Raw genomic sequence first — 18,754 nt, forward strand, 5'->3', positions numbered from 1 at the left:
CTTTTTTACTTCAGTAGTGAGTGGGAAAAAGACTTGTTTTGATGAAAATTACTTAAGTAATATTTTTGTGGCAGGATATGATTTCCAGTTAAAATGGTAGCCGCCAACAGGTGATTTCCTTGTCAATTGCAGGAAAAACCTGTAGGTTTGCATCTTCTTTTAAATATCGTACTCATACATCTAGTTACATGCAAACTTCCGTAGAAACTCCAGATAAGTTCTCCCAGACTAGCGTTGAAACAGCTGAACAGCTTGGGCTTACTGCAGACGAATTTGAGCGCATAAAGAACATCCTTGGCCGTACGCCAAACTTCACTGAACTGAGTATGTATTCTGTAATGTGGAGTGAGCATTGCAGTTACAAAAACTCAATCGTGTGGTTAAAAACACTGCCCCGCGATGGGGAGCGCCTGCTGGTAAAGGCAGGTGAAGAGAATGCCGGTCTGGTGGATATAGGCGATGGTTATGCCTGTGTATTCAAAATCGAATCACATAACCACCCTTCTGCTATCGAGCCATTCCAGGGTGCGGCTACCGGTGTAGGTGGTATTCACCGTGATATCTTCACAATGGGTGCCCGTCCGATTGCTGCATTGAACTCTCTGCGTTTTGGTAATTTGAATGACAAGAAAACACAGCACCTGCTGAAAGGTATTGTGCATGGTATCGGTCATTATGGCAACTGCTTTGGTGTACCTACTGTGGCTGGCGAGACTTACTTCGAAGATTGCTATGGTACTAACCCGCTTGTAAACGCGATGAGCGTTGGGGTGGTAAAAGTAGGCCAGACAGTATCTGCTACTTCTTATGGTGCTGGCAACCCTGTATTCATCGTAGGTTCTGCAACCGGTAAAGATGGTATAGGCGGTGCTTCTTTTGCAAGTGCGAACATCACCGAAGACAGTGTGGAAGATCTGCCTTCCGTACAGGTAGGAGATCCATTCCAGGAAAAGAAACTGCTGGAAGCATGTCTTGAAATCATTCCAACCGGTGCGCTGGTAGGTATGCAGGACATGGGCGCAGCTGGTATCACCTGTTCTACCGCAGAAATGAGTGCGAAAGGAGAACATGGTATGATTATCCACCTGGATAAGGTACCTACCCGCCAGCAGAACATGAAAGCATGGGAAATGTTGCTGAGCGAAAGCCAGGAGAGAATGCTGATCGTATTGCACAAAGGCCAGGAGGCCGAAGTGCTGAAAATATTTGAGAAATGGGACCTGCATTGCGTGCAGATTGGTGAAGTAACTACCGACAAGTCACTGAAGTTCTATATGAACGATGTGCTGGAAGCAGATGTACCTGCAGAAAGCCTGGTGCTGGGTGGTGGTGCTCCTCAATATCACCGCGCTTATACCGAGCCTGTTTACTTCGAAAAAATCAAAGCTTTCAGTATCCAGAACATTCCGGATACCCTGCATGCACAGTTTGCAGCAGAAAGGCTGGTCAAGCTGCCTAACATCGCTTCCAAACGCTGGATCTATACCCAGTACGATAGCATGGTAGGTACAGCGAATGCCACTACAAACGCGCCAAGTGATGCTGCTATCGTAACCGTAAAAGGCACGAAGAAAGTACTGGCCGTAACTACTGACTGTAACAGCCGTTTTGTATATGCTGATCCTCACATTGGTGGTCAGATCGCTGTAGCCGAAGCAGCCCGCAACATCGTATGTAGCGGAGGCGAACCTGTTGCGATTACAAACTGTCTGAACTTCGGTAACCCTTACGATCCTGAAGTATACTACCAGTTCGTACACGCTATTAAAGGTATGGGTGAAGCCTGCCGTAAATTCAATACACCTGTTACAGGTGGTAACGTGAGCTTCTACAACCAATCTCCTGAAGGCGCTGTATATCCTACGCCTACTATCGGTATGCTGGGTATCCTGGATAGCATCGAAGACCGTATGACCCTGAACTTCAAGGAAGCTGGTCACCTGGTGTACCTGCTGGGCCGTAGCCGCAATGATATCAACAGTTCTGAATACCTGCACAAACTGATCGGTATTGAATTCAGCCCTGCTCCTCACTTCCACCTGGAAGAAGAAGCACAGCTGCAAAATGCCATCACCAGGCTGAATAAAGCAGGTCTGATCCAGTCTGCACACGATGTGAGCGAAGGTGGTCTGTTCATTACCCTGCTGGAAAGCGCAATGTCTTCCGGATTAGGGTTTGACGTACATACCAATGCTAACTTCCGTAAGGATGCTTACCTGTTTGGTGAAAGCCAGAGCCGTGCGGTAGTCACTGTAAGACCTGAGGATAAAGAGAAATTCGAAGCACTGCTCCATGGACTGGTAGATGCAACCGAATACTCTGTCCGATATGAGAAGATTGGTTCCGTGAAAGGTGAACATGTTGTTGTAGATGGAGAGGACTGGGGTAAAGTGAGCCAATGGAAACAACAGTATGATACTGCTATCGAACGCAATTTAGCATAAGAAACAAGCTTTTAAAGATTAAGAGGTGTAACATAATCCCACATGGGTGTTATGTTGCACCTTTTCTCATTTTTCAGCTGTTCATCATACACTTATAAAAAGTGGTCGATTTACTAAATCGTTACTCATGGCTCGTTTGCCTGAAAAGAAGGTTTTATTGTATGTTGTATTTACTTTAACAACTCATTAACAAAATAGCATCTTCGTGTGAATTTATATTACTATATGTGAACTATTTTTGATGCAGAGAGATGCAAAATACAAGTCCGGTTGTCAGGGGCTTTTTAGTATAAAAATATCCAGGAGTCTTATTGATTCCCATTCTATGAAAACCAATTGTTCTACTTACCATGTCCTAATGAAAGCTAAGTGATTTACACCTAGTGAGAAAGAAAGATTTGTAGAGGAGCTCTTCGTGTTACAACGAAGGGCTCCCTTGTTTTTAAGCAATTAAAAAAGCCCTGATCACGATAGTGATCAGGGCTTTTTCTTTATTAACTATAACCTTATACCATTGGTATTTCAGCTACATTATATACCTTCTTATCCAGCTTCTCTTTCGTTTCGCTGAATGCCTTCAACGTCAGCTCGATGTCCTCATCGTTATGCGCTGCTGTTGGAATAAGGCGGTAAATGATCTGTCCTTTAGGAATTACAGGGTATACTACGATAGAGCAGAATACATTATAGTTCTCACGCAGGTCCAGACACATAGCAGTTGCTTCAGGAATATCACCCTGCAGGTAGATCGGCGTTACCGGAGAGTTAGTGCTACCGATGTTGAAACCACGCTCTTTCAGGCCAGACTGTAATTTGTTAACATTAGCCCAAAGCTTAGCTTTCAGCTCAAGGTTATTACGCATCAGTTCTACGCGTTTCAGGTGACCAATTACCAGTGGTAATGGAACTGATTTTGCGAAGATCTGGGAGCGCATGTTGTAACGCAGGTAATTAATGATCTTCTTTTCGCCGCTGATGAAAGCACCGATAGAAGCACCGGATTTAGCGAAGGTATTGAACAGCAGGTCAATTTTGTCCTGTACACCCTGTTCTTCACCTGTACCGGCACCGGTTTTACCCATTGTACCGAAACCATGTGCATCATCCACCAGGAAGCGGAACTCGTACTTGTCTTTCAGGGCAGCGATTTCCTTCAGTTTACCCTGATCACCCGCCATACCGAATACGCCTTCAGTGATCACCAGGATACCACCAGAGGTACCTTTGATCAGGTCTTCAGCACGTTTCAATTGTTTTTCCAGGTCTTCGATGTCATTGTGCTTGAACACATAACGGTGACCCTGGTGTAAACGAAGACCGTCGATAATACTGGCGTGGCACTCTGCATCGTATACGATCACGTCACGACGGCCGCACACTGCATCAATGGCACTCATGATACCCTGGTAACCATAGTTAAGGAGCGTTGTATCTTCCTTGCCCATGTAATCGGATAATTCTTTTTCCAGCTTTTCGTGGTAGTTCGTGTTACCACTCATCATACGGGCTCCCATTGGCATGGCGAGACCGAAATCCGCTGCTGCTTTAGCATCTGTAGCACGTACCTCAGGGTGGTTAGCCAGACCCAGGTAGTTGTTCAGACTCCAAACGATTTTCTCATTGCCCCGGAACTTCATACGGGGACCAATTTCACCTTCCAGCTTAGGGAATGCGAAATAACCGTGGGCTCTGTCTGAGTGCTCCCCGATAGGGCCCAAGTGTTTCAGCAGTTTCTCGAATATATCCATATGTTAAATAATGATTAATAGTGGTTGTTTTAATTTTGCCACAAAGGTATTAAAATATTAGTTTTTGTAAACTTGGGTTACAATTCAAAATGTTAAAAAATAATAATGTATAAAAGAATTCTTTGCCCGAAGATTTTAACGTTAGCATTAGTTACGGTTAATTGTGTCTTTTTCAATCAGGTAAGTGGCCAAAAAGCTACTTCTCCTAAACCTGGCCAGGCTACTGCCTGGGATAAACCAGCCACGCCGCTATCAGGCCGCCCCAGGCTGGTGGTTGGCATTGTGGTGGATCAAATGCGTTGGGACTACCTGTATCGCTTTAACAACCGTTATACTAATGGTGGCTTCAAACGGATGTTGCGGGAAGGATTCTCCTGCGAAAATACACTAATTAATTATACTCCAACAGTTACGGCTGCTGGTCATACCTGTGTTTATACCGGTTCAGTACCTGCCGTACACGGAATTGTGGGGAATGAATGGTTTAGCCCGGCCTTGAACAGAGAGATCTATTGTGCGGAAGATAGTACGGTGAATACCGTGGGTAGCACTTCCAATGCCGGAAAAATGAGTCCTGAAAATATGCAGGTGACCACCATCGGCGATGAACTGAGGCTGGCTACCAATTTCAAAAGTAAAGTGGTAGGTGTGGCGATTAAGGACAGAGGATCTATATTGCCCGCAGGTCATAGCGCTACAGCGGCTTATTGGTATGACGGTACTACCGGCAACTGGATCACCAGTTCTTACTATATGAACCGCCTGCCTGACTGGGTAGAAAATTATAACAGGGAAAAGTGGCCGGCACAATACCTGAATCAGCCATGGAATACCCTGTACCCAATTGAAAGTTATACACAGAGTGCTGAAGATAACAAAGCTTATGAAGGAGCTACCCCAGTTTTTCCACATGACATAAGTGCTAATGCCAATAAAGGAATTGCTGGTACACCTTACGGTAATACCATGACCCTGGCTTTTGCCCAGAAAGCGGTAAATGCTTATCGATTAGGGAATAATGGCGTAACGGATATGCTCACGGTGAGCCTTTCTTCTACTGATTATGTAGGGCACCAGTATGGACCTAACTCTATCGAAGCGGAAGATACCTACCTGAGGTTAGATAAAGACCTCGCTGCCTTCTTCAAATACCTGGACGCCACTGTGGGCAAAGGCCAATACCTTGTATTCCTGACTGCCGATCATGGGGTAGCACATGTACCAGGTTTTTCAGGAGAAAATAAATTACCGGGTGGTAGCTGGAGCGTGGCTCCGGATATTAAGCAGATAAATGCCATTGTAAAAGAGCGTTTTGGTGTGGAAAAAGCGGTTATTGGTGCAAGCAATTATCAATTGTACCTCGATCATGATGGCATTGAGAAAGCTGGTAAATCTGTGAAGGATATTGCAGCAGTAGCAGCCAAAGAATTACTGAAAGATACCGCGATTGCAAATGCGTTTCCTTTGTCTGAACTGATGAATATGATTATCCCGAATCCTCTGAGAAATATGCTCATTAACGGGTACTATGCCAAGAGGAGTGGTGATATTCAATACATTGTTCGTCCGGGTTATATAGAAGGAGGAAAAACCGGTACAACTCATGGTTTATGGTATCCTTACGATGCACATATTCCATTGGTCTGGATGGGATGGGGTATACATCCCGGAAAGAGCAATAAGCTCACGGGCATGACGGATATTGCTCCAACTATTGCAGCTTTGTTGAGAATACAGATGCCGAGTGGAAATGTGGGGTTAGTGATAGATGCAATAGCACATTAAATATAAGAAATGTTAAAAACGCTTCTGCTCAAAATGCAGAGGCGTTTTTTCATTTATATTTATAATAATTACATACCAATTCTACATATGAGAACGTTAATTGTTAGCCTGATTCTGTGCCTGTTAGCCCACACTGGTTTTTCACAGGTAATTTTAAAAATTGACAACGGATTTAATACCCATAGCGTAAAAGGGCAGGTCCTTCAGTAGTGGGAAGGAAGAGCCTATTCCTATAGCGGCTTGCTGGGTGTGGAATACCCCCCTCTTTTCCGTCATCTGCTGGTATTTTCTTCCCAGGTCGGTTACATACGGGAGGGAGGAAAGGAATCTGCCAGAACCCCGGAAACTGACAGGAAGGTGGAAGACTTCGGCTATGTGCATTTGAATACCACTATACGACTTCAATCCAGGGAGAAAACCTCCTTATATATTGGTGTCGGGCCTTATGCAAACATCCTTGCTGATAATGGAAAGTTTAAGAATGATCAATATGCGGGGTATGAAGTGGATAAGATGAACTGGGGCATAAAAACGGAAGCCGGGTTTAACCATCCTTTTTCCGACAGATTGCAGGCAGGGGTGAACTGCACTTTGTTACTGCCTGTTTCGGCTATGATCCACACGGATTATGTGCAGGATAAACTTCGGTCCCTTGGTGTCTATGCCAGCGTAGGTTACAGATTGAACTAAGTTTGCAGAAATTAGTATATTCATTCAGCGAAACCAGCTTCGCTATAACCGCGAAATGATATACGAACATATCCTGTATAATGTATCGGGTCGTGTGGCCACCCTTACACTCCACCGCCCTGAAAAACGCAATGCGTTGAATGCCGCAATGGTAGTAGAATTGCAGGCCGCGTTGGATGCAGCGGGCAAAGATGCCGCTGTAAAAGTGATCGTATTAAAAGGTTCCGGAGAGGCGTTTTGCGCCGGTGCGGACCTGGAATCCCTGCAACAATTACAAAAAAATACAAGAGAGGAAAATCTGGCTGATTCCCGTGCTTTGATGGCACTGATGAAAAAGATCTATTACCATGACAAGGTGATCATTGCCCTGGTAGAAGGTCATGCCATTGCAGGCGGCTGTGGGTTAGTGACGCTATGCGACCTGAGTTATGTCGTACCTGAAGCAAAACTGGGCTATACAGAGGTAAAGATCGGTTTTATCCCTGCCCTGGTATCAGTATTCCTTGTACGGAAAATAGGGGAGGGAAGGGCCCGGGAATTACTTTTAACGGGCAGATTGATCACCGCAGCAGAAGCTGCGGGCTATGGTTTGATCACCCAGGTGGTACCAGCCGGAGAGATAGCTGCTCATGTCTCGAAAGTAGCAGAAGATCTCTGTAACAATGCTTCGGGCAATTCGTTAAAAGTAACGAAGCGGTTAATCACCCGGGTATATGATCTGCCACTTGACGAAGCATTGGAACACGCTGCTGCTGAAAATGCCGTTACCCGTGAACATGCTGATTGTCAGCGGGGTATACAGGCTTTCCTGGACAGGCAGAAAATGACATGGTAATCCGGTACGATTTTTTCAATATTACCTATGAAACCGAAGCATGATAATGATCCCTAAACCAATAGGTCAAACGCGTGCCAGGCATCCGGTATTTAACCGAAACACATTTTATACGAAATACTTAACTGTCATGCAAAAAGCTCTTTTCACATTTTTGTTATTGGTGGTGGTCTCCACCAGCCAGTCGTATGCTCAACGACTGGTGTCCGATGCAAAAATTGTATACAATATGCAATCCTCCGGCCAGTCTGCCACAGACTCCAGTTTTACAGGAGGTACGCTCACCCAGTACATGAAAGGTACTCAGAGCCGGGTGGATATAGATTTCAGCGAAGTCCATATCAGCTACCTGATAAACAGCAAGGAAGAATCAGTGGTTACGTTGATCAACAACCATGGGGATAAGTACCTGACCCGGGCCGGAAAGGAGGAATATGAGAAAGAATTGAAATTGTATGCCGGGGCACAGTTCAAAGATGGGACCGAAACAAAGAAGATAGCAGGATATAATTGCCGGAGGGCGACTGCAAAATTACCGGATGGAACGACTTTCGAAGTGTATTATACTACTGATCTACAGCCGGAAAACAGGCAATATAACAGGCGGTTTGTGAATCTGAAGGGGATACCGTTGCAGTTTGAGATATTGAACAAGAATGGGGGGAAGATGACGATGGTAGCCGTGACGGTAGAGTTGAATGCGGTGCCGGGGTCTTATTTTGATGTGCCGAAGGCAGGGTATAAGGAGATAAGCAGGGAGGAACTGGCAAGGATGGGTAGTTGATAAAATAGTTAATTGTATAGAATAACATAAAAAGGCGAAGGCTCAGGTATATCCTGAGCCTTCGCCTTTTTATGTAGATCCCAGGTGCGGGTTCACGCCTTGGGGGTGAACCCGCACCTGGGATGGCTGGTCCTGCGGACGGCCGAAATGCAAAGCCATATCCCTTAGGGCTATAAACGAAAATGCCCCGGTATACCGGGGCATTTTCCTAATGCGCTATATTCAAATGAAATTAGTTCTTTCTGAGAGGCAGAATAATCTGCAGATGATGGTAGCCCATATTGGATGGCTGTTGGATCTGTGCAGCATAAGGCAGGACATAAGTCACATTCCCCTGCTTAATTGTCATGGTAGACTTAAAGTTCCATGAGGCATTATCGTCAGACAACTTAAAGCCTGCATTGATCGCATTGAAGCGATAACCTGCATCCAGGCTCAGGTTGGCCTTAGGCATTGCGCTAAGGGAGAGCTTTTCTTCAGCCTTCTTTCCTTTGTCTTTATTATCGTTTGTAATATTATCACTGGCGAACGCGCTGGTGGCTACCAGAGCCATAACACCGGCCAACAAAAAAGACAATGAAAAGGTCTTAAATATGTTAGTAATCTGTTTCATTGTAACACAAATGTACAAACTTTTTTATATATTTTATAACACTTCCTTAACGAAGTTAGTAAAAATTTCTTAAAGTTATGTTAAACTATGTTAAATATGCTGATAATCAGATAAGACTTTCTTTTATTCCTGTAGCTTGATCCTGCGGCAGGATTTTTGCCACCTAAGATATGAATAGCTGACATCGGTAGGGAAAGTTTTAACATTCTTTTGACTCATAATTTTGTTAAAAGATTAATGCTGACAAAAGAAAAAATTCAGAGATAGCGACTGCCTGCCTGGCGCTAAGCTGAGGAATCAAAAAATACTTATATTTACATTAATGAATCAAGACTTCCCATTTTTAAACGATGATTTTGAGGAGATAAGAGACTTGTTACAGCAGTTTGAAAACCTGAAATCCGGACAGTCTCACAGTTTCCTTGATGAGGATTCCTTCGAACTGATCATAGACTACTATGATGAGCATGATGAACTCCCCAATGCAATGCAAGCGGCCGAACTGGCTATTGAACAGTTCCCCTACTCTTCGACACTTCTACTCAAAAAAGCCAACCTTTTAATAGAGTCCAAAAAATACCAGGAGGCCATGGAACTGCTGGAAAAAGCAGCCATCCTCGACAGCACTGATATCAATCTTTACATCCTGCAAACCGACGTTTACCTGGCCATGAACCAGCACCAGAAGGCTGCTGCCCTGCTGGAAGAACAGATCAGCGTGTTTGACGGAGAAGATAAAACGGAACTATTACTCGAGCTGGCTGATGTGTATGACGATTGTGAGGAGTTCGACAAAGTGTTCGAATGCCTGAAACTGACCCTTGAGCATGCGCCAAATAATGAAGAAGCGTTGCACAAGATCTGCTTCTGGACCGAATTTACCGGTCGTAACGAAGAAAGTATCCGCCTCCATACCAGCATTATCAATGAGCATCCTTATAACCAGCTGGCCTGGTTTAACCTGGGTACGGCGTACCAGGGGCTCAAACTGTATGAAAAGGCAATAGACGCCTACCAGTACGCCATCGTGATTGATGAAAAATTCGACTATGCTTACCGGAATATGGGCGATGCCTACATCCGCCTCCGCAAGTATGCCGACGCCATCGATGTGCTGAAAAAGCACCTGGAAATCGCTAAGCCTGAAGATGTGATTTATGAAGCCATCGGTCACTGCTACGATCGCCAGAAGAAATATACACAGGCCAGGTACTACTACCGCAAGGCATCGCACCTGAGCCCCAGCAACGATAAATTGTATTACAAGATCGGCGCTGCCTACATTATGGAAAATAACTGGGAAAATGCCATTAAATCCATTCTGAGCGCCATCAAGATCAATAAGAACAATGCTGAGTACCTGATGGCACTGGGCAACTGCTACATGGAACTGGACCGAAACAAAGAAGCCCTGATCCACCTGCTGGCAGCTGTACGCCTCCGTCCATCCAGTGCCAATACCTGGCTGGAATTTATAGCCGGGCTATACCGCTCAGGTTTCTACGAAGAAGCCATGACCCAGCTGGAAGCGGCTATCCGCAAGGTAGGCCAGAAGCCGGTGTTCTTGTATTGCAAGGCAGCCATCAGCATCGCTACCGGCCAGCACAAAGAAGGCCTGTTGCTGCTGGAAAATGCCCTGCAGGAATCACCTAAGTACCTGAAAAAGATGCTGGTGATCGATCCGACCCTGTTGCAATACCCAGGAGTGCTGGAACTGGTGAGCAAATACAAACCGGTGAGGAAAAGAAAGAAATGATCTTCCCTGAAATAGGATAAAAAGCGCTTATGCCCATAGGTATAAGCGCTTTTTTTGTACATAAACAGTGTTAATAATTAATCACTTAGCATATTAGGGCTTGTGTTTTTAAATAGAAATCACTTATTTGGGGCCTGTTTGCCGGGAATGTGTTAATTTCGCGCCGGTTTTATATATAGCTATTATTTATCTTGGGTAAGTTACTATTCCATACCGCAACACAAAAACTGACCAACGTGCGTTCCGGCTGTCGGCCAAAACTGTATGCCTGGAATGCCAACCAAGAAGACGATAAAAATGTTTCAAATGAATTTTAATCTGACACAAATTCCAGATCGTACGGCGAAACCGCGTAATTATGGCCTAACCATGGTAATGGACAAAGGTCTGAGTCTGCAGGAAGCTAAGAATTTCTTATCGATTTCGGCCCCACACGTCGATATCTTAAAGCTGGGATTTGGTACATCATTCGTGACACCGAACCTGCGTGAAAAGATTGAGGTGTATCAGGCAGCTAATATCCCTGTGTATTTCGGGGGTACCTTATTTGAAGCATTCCTTATCCGTAACCAGATCGACGATTTTATCAGTGTGATCAAGGATTATGGTATTAAGCATGTTGAAGTATCCGATGGTTCTATCACGATTCCTCATGCTGAAAAGTGTGGTTATATCGAGAAACTGTCCAAAATCTCAACTGTACTGAGCGAAGTTGGTTCGAAAGACGCTGAGCACATTATTCCTCCCTATAAATGGATTGAGCTGATGAATGCTGAGCTGAGCGCTGGTGCCAGCTACGTAATCGCTGAAGCAAGAGAAAGCGGTAACGTAGGTATCTATCGCGGATCCGGTGAAGTAAGAGAAGGTCTGGTACAGGAAATCCTGACCCAGGTACCATCTGAAAAGATCATATGGGAAGCTCCTCAGAAAGCACAACAGCTGTACTTCCTGGAACTGATCGGTTGCAACGTGAACCTGGGTAACCTGGCTCCGTCAGAAGTGATAGCGCTGGAAGCAATGAGAGTAGGTCTGAGAGGTGATACTTTCCACCTGTATTTAGATAAAGCATAATTAGTGATGAAGGTATATGGTCTGATAGGATACCCACTAAGCCATTCTTTTTCCAAAGGTTTCTTTGCGGAGAAGTTTGCCAGAGAAGGCATCCAGGGATGCGTGTATGACAGCTTTTCACTGCCGGCTATTACTGACCTGACGCCATTAATGGCACAATTCGGTGAGGAACTACAGGGGTTAAATGTCACCATTCCTTACAAGGAAGCAGTAATCCCTTACCTGGATGAACTGAGTCCTGCTGCAGCCAAAATGAAAGCGGTGAATTGTATCCGTTTTATGAATGGCCGCAGGATCGGGCATAATACCGATGCCATCGGCTTCAGGCGTTCCCTGGAACCGTTGCTGCAACCACATCACAACAAAGCACTGGTATTGGGTACCGGTGGCGCTGCCAAAGCCGTACAGTACGTACTGGAAGCGCTGAACATCCCTTATCAGTTAGTAAGCAGACAGGCAGGTCCTCAAAATATCACTTATAGTGATATTACTGCCGATGTGATCGCGACACATACCCTGATCATCAATACAACGCCGCTGGGCATGTACCCACATGTAGATGCAGCGCCGGCATTGCCTTATGAGCTGATGAACGAGCAACATCTGTTGTACGATCTGATTTACAATCCTGCTATCACCGCCTTCTTACAAAAAGGCGCCGATCGGGGAGCGACAATCAAGAATGGACATGAGATGCTGATCTTACAGGCAGAGGCGAGTTGGGAAATCTGGAATGAAATAGTATAAAAACATTCATGAAAGAGGTTATTCACCAACGGGGATGAAAACCATTTTCAGAAAAAGAGGATGTATCTGCTTTGATACATCCTCTTTTCATTTGGATAACATAATAGCGCCTGATTGGCGCTATTTATGCAACCTTAATGTTGTAGTATACGCAGGTCGTGAAGAAATTGCGCACAAAAGGTACTGCCGCAACAGGCCCAAATTGTTTCCTGGGCTTGAGCCCGAACTTGTATTTGTAAATCGGGTTGATCAGGTAAAACTGCTTCTTAGTGATCTGGTATCCCTGTTGCTTCACAATCTTCTCAAATCTTTCGATAGAGATCCCTGTATCCTTAATTTCCATCAGTTCGTCGATGATACCCTGTGGCTCACCAAATGCACGTAGCAATCCTTTGTACAGGAAGTTGGGCAGCAGGTGAATATAAGGCATCATATTCAGCACCTTGTTCTGGCAGGTCTGCTGGTGACCGCCATGTGGCATGTACCAGGGTGGAAAGCCAAAATATACCTGTCCCTGTGGGGTGAGCAGGTTTTTCAGATACCCGATGATCTTTGACTGATCCGGAATGTGCTCAATGGCATCTTTGAGAATGATGAGGTCGAATGAGTTTTTGAACTCTCCCAAAAAATCAACGTCATAAATATTCTTGTTGATCAGTTGCATTTGACCTGCATCTACATATTGCTTCAGGTATTGATGACCCAGGGCAATCTTGTCGTCTGAGAGGTCTACACCCACACAATGACATCCTCTTTCCAGGAAAGGAATTAATACGCCGCCTTCTCCACAGCCGATCTCCATGATCCGGATATCCGGCGTGATGGCCATCGCAGTTTCTATGAATGGCAGGACGTAGTGTACGGAGTTATCAACTTGCTGCTGATACCTAACGTCTGCATTACCGTGTTGTATTAACGACATATGTTTTGAAAATTGTGTGAAAATAGTAAAATATCTTTGCGGCATGAACCAACAAGCAAAAAATAAATACGAAGAAGGACAGGTGATACTGATCAACAAGCCATTGACCTGGACTTCTTTTGATGTGGTGAGGAAAATCAGGAACACGACGAAGGCAAAAACTGGTCATGCCGGTACGCTGGATCCGCTTGCTACCGGGTTGCTGATTTGCTGTACAGGAAAAATGACAAAGAAGATCAATGAGGTGCAGGCACAGGAAAAAGAATATACGGGTACGTTTACGCTCGGAGCTGTAACGCCTACTTATGACCTGGAATCGGAGCCGACAGATTTTAAACCGCTGGATGGTTTGACACCGGAAATAATTCAGGCTGCAACAACACAATTCATTGGCGAATTGCAGCAGCTGCCACCTATTCACTCTGCTATCAAGCAGAATGGTAAGCCTATCTATGAGCTGGCACGTAAAGGTGTGGAAGTAAAAGTGGAGCCGAGAAAGGTGTTTATCAAGACATTTGAAATTACTTCAATAGAATTGCCAGTAGTGCATTTCAGGGTGGAATGTAGTACGGGTACTTATATCCGTTCATTGGCAAATGACTTTGGTGCGGCACTGGGTGTAGGTGGATATATGAGTAGTTTGTGCAGAACGAGGATAGGGGAGTTTAAGCTGGAAGATGCGTATGGAATGGAAGATTTTATTGAGAAAGTTAAAAGCGAAAATTTATAAAACAAAAACGCTTTCGCCCATGGCGAAAGCGTTTTTGTTTGAGCGGGCCTGCGGCCAGCTTTTAATATTCGTTTTAGAACGGATAGCCAATCGCCACGTTCCATATAATATTATTTCTACGCCAGCTTCCACTACCCAGATCCCATTCGCTCAGGAACCAGCCATCCTTGTTCCCTGTAAAATAAGGCGCCTTTAGAGGTATACCCCAATCCAGACGGATCAGGAAGAATGAAAAGTCAAGTCTTAAACCAGCACCGGTACCAATTGCGAGGTCGTGGTAGAGTTTGTTCAGTCTGAATTCTGAGCCTGCGCGGGAAGTATCTTTCTTCAGCATCCAGATATTACCCATATCCACGAAAGTCGCACCCTTCAGGTTCACACTTCCATTGAAAAGACGCAATAAGTCAAAACGATATTCAATATTCCCTTCCAGCTTCATATCACCTGTCTGATCAGGGAAGGTAGCCGCTGTGGCTGATGTATCTTTAAATGTACCAGGACCTAAGGTACGCAGCCTCCAGGCACGTAAACTATTCGGGCCACCCGCTGTAAACTGGCGGATATAAGGCATTACAGTCGACTTACCATAAGGAATACCTACACCACCGTAAATACGTGTTGCCAGTGTAGTATGCGGTGTCAGGTTCCAGTAATGACGGTAATCGGCTTCCATCTTTATGAAGTTCGCAATATCCATGTTGGTGAGCGATTCCAGGTCATTGGTAGTACCAAATGCAGCGCTCATCAGGCTATTGATTCCATTCAGCCATGCACCGGATTCTTCGATATTGGCCCTGAAGTAGGAATTATGCAGTTTATGCATCAGGTCATTGTTGCTATAGATGTAAGTAAGGTTTTCCCCACCTATAAAAGCCGGTTCAAAACTGCGTTTCAGATAAGGGTTATTCGCCACGGTCGTTGCCTTGAACGTTGGGTTCAGGTTTACGCCTACATAGTTTAATGAGATCGGTTTTACATTCCATGTTTTATAAGCAGACTCTTTCCACTCATAACCAAAGGATGCGTTGATATTGGAAATATAAAACTTATCGGTACGGGTCAGGTAGTCTATACCCGTTGTGAGGCGGGTTTTTACACCTGTACGGGCAGAGGCGATATGGAAAGGCGTGATAAAGCGTGGAAAGATCAGACTCACCTGTCCACCAATCTCCTGTGACTGCAATACCCAATTACCCTGGTTACGGATCAGTTCAATACCGCCATTCAGACTAACATTGAGCTGGGTGGCTGAGCGACCTACGTTCAGGTGTTTGTAGTTCAGGCTGACACCGCTACCCAGCAGGTAGTCGGACGATGTACTGACCTCAAAGTTGGCCCCCAGCTCCTGTTTACGCTTAGGCGCCAGGAAGAGGTAGGTCTCCAGTGTATTTGGTTGCGTTTTGCTCTCCCTGAACTGAAGGGTCACGAACTGCCATGCACCCAGGTCATAGAGGTGGCTGATGGCGTCGTTGGTCTTTTGCTGGGAATATAGCTCGCCAGTGTGCAGGCTGATGGAGCGCTGAATCACAGTGGGTTTGAACATCTTCTGACGGTAGCGGATGACGAGGTCATTCAGTTCCAGGCGCTTGAATAATGTATCGTTGGTATTGCCATAGCTGGGATAATCAGGATAAACGTATACACTATCCAGGTGATATTGCTGGTAGCGGGTACTGGTGTCGTCCGGGTGCCTGATTTTGACAGTGATATCCATTTTTGGGTTATCCTGTCCTTTCTTTTCGTTGTATACGTTGATGATCCCTTCAAAAGGGTTCATGAGGTTGCGGAAGAGGGTTTTGTGCAGCGTATCGATTTCAAATTCGATAGCATCCCTGTCAAATTTATAGTAACCGGCATTGCGCACTACCCGCATCAATCTTTCCCTTTCACTGCCCAGTAGTTCCTGTTTGTACGACATGCCGGTTTTGATAAGGGAGAGTTTTTCGGTTTGCTGTACCACTTTCAGGATGTTGGTATCGGGTACTTCGTAGCGGATACTGTTGATCACGAAGTTCTTGCCGGTATTTACCAGATAAGTTACGCTTGTCTTCTGGCGCCTGGTAGTTTCCTTATAGTCTACGGTAGCATAGAAGTAGCCCTGGTTATTCAGGTAGCTCACCATTCTTTTTACCGATTCTTTGGTTTTCATGGAATCGTAGACTACAGGTTCTTCCAGGTTACGCTTTGAGAGCATCAGGTTCCAGAACCAGTTAGATTTTTTCTCTTTATTTTTCTGGTTGTAGAGCCACACTTTCATGCGGGTGCCGATGAATGAGGTATTGGACTGCTGCATCATGAGCTGTTTGGAAGTGAGGGAGGCGCGGATATCCTGTTTTTCGGCGGATGTGGCATCTCCTTTTACGTTCACATTGCTCTGAATGTATAGTTGCTGGTTGCTTTGCAGGTATTTAGTATTGGAACAGGCGGCCAGCACCAGTATGGTTATCGTTGAAACAAGAAGATTCTGAAAGGGTGGCCGCTGCATCAAGTCAATACAATGTTTATTGTTTATAGCAAGAATTCCATGACGTACATAGAACCATTACCTGTGTGGCTTTGCCGATTAAAAGAATTCATGTAGGTTTGGCCCTATGTTGTCAAAGGCGCAAATTAAGTATATTCAATCATTACAGCATAAAAAATACCGTCAAAAATCTGGCCAGTTCATTGCTGAAGGTGATAAGATTGTTCCCGAGCTGGTATCCGGAGGAATGACGGTGAGAGAAGTGTATGCTACCAAAGAGTGGCTCAGTGGGCATGAACAGCTATTGAAAGGACGCGTACCTTTCATCGAAGTAGAAGCACATGTATTAAAACAATTATCTGCCCTGACTACTCCCAATCAGGCCCTGGCACTGATAGATATTCCGAAAGCAGCGCCTTTGATGCTGAAAGGCCAGGTGTCACTCGCATTAGACACGATCCAGGACCCCGGGAATATGGGTACCCTGATACGTATAGCTGACTGGTTCGGCATCAAACAACTGATCTGCACACCGGATTGTGTAGATGTATATAACCCCAAGACGATCCAGGCTACCATGGGTAGTATTGCCAGGGTGAACATCACTGAAACGGATCTCTTACCCTTACTGGAAAAAGCAGAAGTGCCTTCTTATGCCGCCACCCTGCACGGAACGGATATTACTTCTTTCTCCAAAATCGCGGAAGGCATCATCCTTATCGGCAATGAGTCAAAAGGATTGAGTGATGCCGTGATCGAAGCTGCTACATACAAGCTCACCATTCCCAGACTGGGTGGCGCTGAATCCCTGAATGCCGGTGTGGCAGCGGGAATTATCTGTGGGCGATTGCTTATTTAAACTGTAATGCTTTTACTGGTGTGATCTTTCGTGTAACCAAAGACGGTATAGTGAGGATGAGCAGGCAAATCAGGAAAGTACCCAGGTTGATGAGGACTACATGATACCAATGCAGGTCTATCGCGGCTGCAGACATGTAATAACTTTCTTCGTCCAGCTTCAAAAAGCCGATCGTCTTTTGTAACATCGCGAGACCTACACCCAGTATATCACCTATGATCAATCCGGCCAGCACTATATAACCCGCCTGGTAGATGAAAATACGCTGAATGTTGCCGTTACGCATACCGAGTGCTTTTAGTATGCCTATCATATTCGTACGTTCGAGAATGAGGATCAGGATGGCGGTGATCATGTTGATAACTGCCACGATGGCCATAATGACGAGGATGATGATCTCATTTTTATCCTGCAGTTCCAGCCAGTCAAAGATATTTGGATAGATGTCTTTGATAGTGCGGAGAGCCAGTTTATCCGGAATACCATTTAACGATTCTTCCCCTATTTCCGTCATTTTACGGTAATCATCAATGAATATTTCATACCCGCCAATGCTGCCCACCGGCCAGTTATTCAGTTTGCGGATCAGCTCCAGGTCACCAATTACGTAAGTTTTGTCATATTCTTCCACAGCTGTTTTATAGATGCCCGTTACCTTGAGCTTTCTGGCCCTTGGGGTAAGACCTGCGCCTTGTATAAAATAAATGATCAGGGGGTCGTTGACTTTCAGTTGCAACTCTTTGGCCATAGTGCTGGAAATGATAATTTCCGGTGCATAGCTGGTGTCATTGAAGTGAATGACATTGCCAGACTGCATAAAATGCTGAATGTGCGACCAGTTATAATTACGGTCTACGCCTTTGAAAATTACACCGGAAAGATCTTTCTCCGCCTTGATGATGGCAGATTTAGTGGCGTAAAGATTCACGGTGTTGATACCATTTATTTTTTTCAGGTAGCTGACAATGTTAGTATCTGCTTCGAAGGGGATCTGTTCTGTGAGGGGACCAGCGTTAGCCTGGTAATTGTTAATATGCATATGCCCCCAAAAGCTGAAGATCTTTTGCTGAATGACCTGCTGAAAACCGTTTACCAACGCGATTGCCAGAATCATAACAGCTACGCTGATAGCGGTGGCTACCACGGCAATGTTGATGATGAACCTGGAAAAAGAGCCGGACCGGTTGAAGGCGATCCTTCTGGCAACGAAGAACGATAAACGCATGAGACAAATGTATCAAATTTTCTGATGGGTAAAAGAGGGTTTTGCCGCTAGCCGGGGAAAAGGTCGTACCTTAACATTCCT

15 protein-coding genes are annotated in these 18,754 nt (G+C 45.1%); 10 read left to right on the forward strand and 5 right to left on the reverse strand.

The window, feature by feature from the left end; genetic code table 11:
- Positions 1-188 precede the first annotated feature (188 nt).
- Positions 189-2,444, forward strand: coding sequence for a phosphoribosylformylglycinamidine synthase subunit PurL (purL, locus tag SIO70_RS09480; RefSeq protein WP_320580641.1), 2,256 nt, complete (start codon positions 189-191; stop codon positions 2,442-2,444).
- Positions 2,445-2,950: 506 nt separating this feature from the next.
- Here the strand turns inward: purL and SIO70_RS09485 are convergent.
- Positions 2,951-4,192, reverse strand: coding sequence for a pyridoxal phosphate-dependent aminotransferase family protein (locus SIO70_RS09485; RefSeq protein ID WP_320580642.1), 1,242 nt, complete (start codon positions 4,190-4,192; stop codon positions 2,951-2,953).
- Positions 4,193-4,297: 105 nt separating this feature from the next.
- Between SIO70_RS09485 and pafA the strand changes: the two genes are divergently transcribed.
- The 4 genes from pafA to SIO70_RS09505 all read left to right on the forward strand — a co-directional run bounded on the left by pafA (position 4,298) and on the right by SIO70_RS09505 (position 8,286).
- Positions 4,298-5,977, forward strand: coding sequence for an alkaline phosphatase PafA (gene pafA, locus SIO70_RS09490; RefSeq protein WP_320580643.1), 1,680 nt, complete (start codon positions 4,298-4,300; stop codon positions 5,975-5,977).
- Between the two features lie 249 nt (positions 5,978-6,226).
- Positions 6,227-6,667, forward strand: a complete 441-nt coding sequence (locus tag SIO70_RS09495) for a hypothetical protein (protein ID WP_320580644.1) — start codon at positions 6,227-6,229, stop codon at positions 6,665-6,667.
- A gap of 55 nt (positions 6,668-6,722) precedes the next feature.
- Positions 6,723-7,502, forward strand: coding sequence for an enoyl-CoA hydratase/isomerase family protein (locus SIO70_RS09500; RefSeq protein WP_320580645.1), 780 nt, complete (start codon positions 6,723-6,725; stop codon positions 7,500-7,502).
- A 130-nt stretch (positions 7,503-7,632) separates the two neighbouring features.
- Positions 7,633-8,286, forward strand: coding sequence for a hypothetical protein (locus tag SIO70_RS09505; RefSeq protein WP_320580646.1), 654 nt, complete (start codon positions 7,633-7,635; stop codon positions 8,284-8,286).
- Positions 8,287-8,518: 232 nt separating this feature from the next.
- On the opposite strand, the gene SIO70_RS09510 is transcribed toward SIO70_RS09505, so the two are convergent.
- Entirely contained in the window at positions 8,519-8,899 is a 381-nt protein-coding gene (locus SIO70_RS09510; protein WP_083720944.1) for a hypothetical protein, read from the reverse strand.
- Positions 8,900-9,221: 322 nt separating this feature from the next.
- Here SIO70_RS09510 and SIO70_RS09515 point away from each other — a divergent pair, with 322 nt between their 5' ends.
- The 3 genes from SIO70_RS09515 to SIO70_RS09525 all read left to right on the forward strand — a co-directional run bounded on the left by SIO70_RS09515 (position 9,222) and on the right by SIO70_RS09525 (position 12,473).
- Entirely contained in the window at positions 9,222-10,655 is a 1,434-nt protein-coding gene (locus SIO70_RS09515) for a tetratricopeptide repeat protein (RefSeq protein ID WP_320580647.1), read from the forward strand.
- A gap of 306 nt (positions 10,656-10,961) precedes the next feature.
- Positions 10,962-11,726 (forward strand): phosphosulfolactate synthase, encoded by a 765-nt coding sequence (locus SIO70_RS09520; RefSeq protein WP_320580648.1) that lies wholly within the window; start codon positions 10,962-10,964, stop codon positions 11,724-11,726.
- Positions 11,727-11,732: 6 nt separating this feature from the next.
- On the forward strand, positions 11,733-12,473 hold the full coding sequence (locus SIO70_RS09525) for a shikimate dehydrogenase (protein ID WP_320582060.1): 741 nt from the start codon (positions 11,733-11,735) through the stop codon (positions 12,471-12,473).
- 124 nt (positions 12,474-12,597) lie between these two features.
- On the opposite strand, the gene SIO70_RS09530 is transcribed toward SIO70_RS09525, so the two are convergent.
- The gene (locus SIO70_RS09530; protein ID WP_320580649.1) at positions 12,598-13,395 is read right to left on the reverse strand and encodes a class I SAM-dependent methyltransferase; all 798 of its coding nucleotides are present in this window, start codon (positions 13,393-13,395) and stop codon (positions 12,598-12,600) included.
- 43 nt (positions 13,396-13,438) lie between these two features.
- Between SIO70_RS09530 and truB the strand changes: the two genes are divergently transcribed.
- On the forward strand, positions 13,439-14,125 hold the full coding sequence (truB, locus tag SIO70_RS09535; RefSeq protein ID WP_320580650.1) for a tRNA pseudouridine(55) synthase TruB: 687 nt from the start codon (positions 13,439-13,441) through the stop codon (positions 14,123-14,125).
- A 73-nt stretch (positions 14,126-14,198) separates the two neighbouring features.
- Here truB and SIO70_RS09540 read toward each other — a convergent pair whose 3' ends face one another.
- Positions 14,199-16,610 carry a BamA/TamA family outer membrane protein gene (locus tag SIO70_RS09540; protein WP_320582061.1) on the reverse strand — a complete coding sequence of 804 codons (2,412 nt, stop codon included), beginning with the start codon at positions 16,608-16,610 and terminating at the stop codon, positions 14,199-14,201.
- Positions 16,611-16,716: 106 nt separating this feature from the next.
- Here SIO70_RS09540 and SIO70_RS09545 point away from each other — a divergent pair, with 106 nt between their 5' ends.
- A complete protein-coding gene (locus SIO70_RS09545; protein ID WP_320580651.1) occupies positions 16,717-17,448 on the forward strand; it encodes an RNA methyltransferase in 732 nt (243 codons plus the stop codon).
- On the opposite strand, the gene SIO70_RS09550 is transcribed toward SIO70_RS09545, so the two are convergent.
- A complete protein-coding gene (locus SIO70_RS09550) occupies positions 17,441-18,673 on the reverse strand; it encodes an ABC transporter permease (RefSeq protein ID WP_320580652.1) in 1,233 nt (410 codons plus the stop codon). The genes SIO70_RS09545 and SIO70_RS09550 overlap by 8 nt on opposite strands.
- Between the last annotated feature and the right edge of the window lie 81 nt (positions 18,674-18,754).

The sequence above is a fragment of the Chitinophaga sancti genome, from assembly GCF_034087045.1.
Lineage (GTDB): Bacteria > Bacteroidota > Bacteroidia > Chitinophagales > Chitinophagaceae > Chitinophaga > Chitinophaga sancti_B.

Coding starts and splice junctions, on each gene's coding strand:
- purL (WP_320580641.1), top strand. CDS start 189: ATGCAAACTTCCGTAGAAACTCCAGATAAGTTCTCCCAGACTAGCGTT.
- SIO70_RS09485 (WP_320580642.1), bottom strand. CDS start 4,192: ATGGATATATTCGAGAAACTGCTGAAACACTTGGGCCCTATCGGGGAG.
- pafA (WP_320580643.1), top strand. CDS start 4,298: ATGTATAAAAGAATTCTTTGCCCGAAGATTTTAACGTTAGCATTAGTT.
- SIO70_RS09500 (WP_320580645.1), top strand. CDS start 6,723: ATGATATACGAACATATCCTGTATAATGTATCGGGTCGTGTGGCCACC.
- SIO70_RS09505 (WP_320580646.1), top strand. CDS start 7,633: ATGCAAAAAGCTCTTTTCACATTTTTGTTATTGGTGGTGGTCTCCACC.
- SIO70_RS09510 (WP_083720944.1), bottom strand. CDS start 8,899: ATGAAACAGATTACTAACATATTTAAGACCTTTTCATTGTCTTTTTTG.
- SIO70_RS09515 (WP_320580647.1), top strand. CDS start 9,222: ATGAATCAAGACTTCCCATTTTTAAACGATGATTTTGAGGAGATAAGA.
- SIO70_RS09520 (WP_320580648.1), top strand. CDS start 10,962: ATGAATTTTAATCTGACACAAATTCCAGATCGTACGGCGAAACCGCGT.
- SIO70_RS09525 (WP_320582060.1), top strand. CDS start 11,733: ATGAAGGTATATGGTCTGATAGGATACCCACTAAGCCATTCTTTTTCC.
- SIO70_RS09530 (WP_320580649.1), bottom strand. CDS start 13,395: ATGTCGTTAATACAACACGGTAATGCAGACGTTAGGTATCAGCAGCAA.
- truB (WP_320580650.1), top strand. CDS start 13,439: ATGAACCAACAAGCAAAAAATAAATACGAAGAAGGACAGGTGATACTG.
- SIO70_RS09540 (WP_320582061.1), bottom strand. CDS start 16,610: ATGCAGCGGCCACCCTTTCAGAATCTTCTTGTTTCAACGATAACCATA.
- SIO70_RS09545 (WP_320580651.1), top strand. CDS start 16,717: ATGTTGTCAAAGGCGCAAATTAAGTATATTCAATCATTACAGCATAAA.
- SIO70_RS09550 (WP_320580652.1), bottom strand. CDS start 18,673: ATGCGTTTATCGTTCTTCGTTGCCAGAAGGATCGCCTTCAACCGGTCC.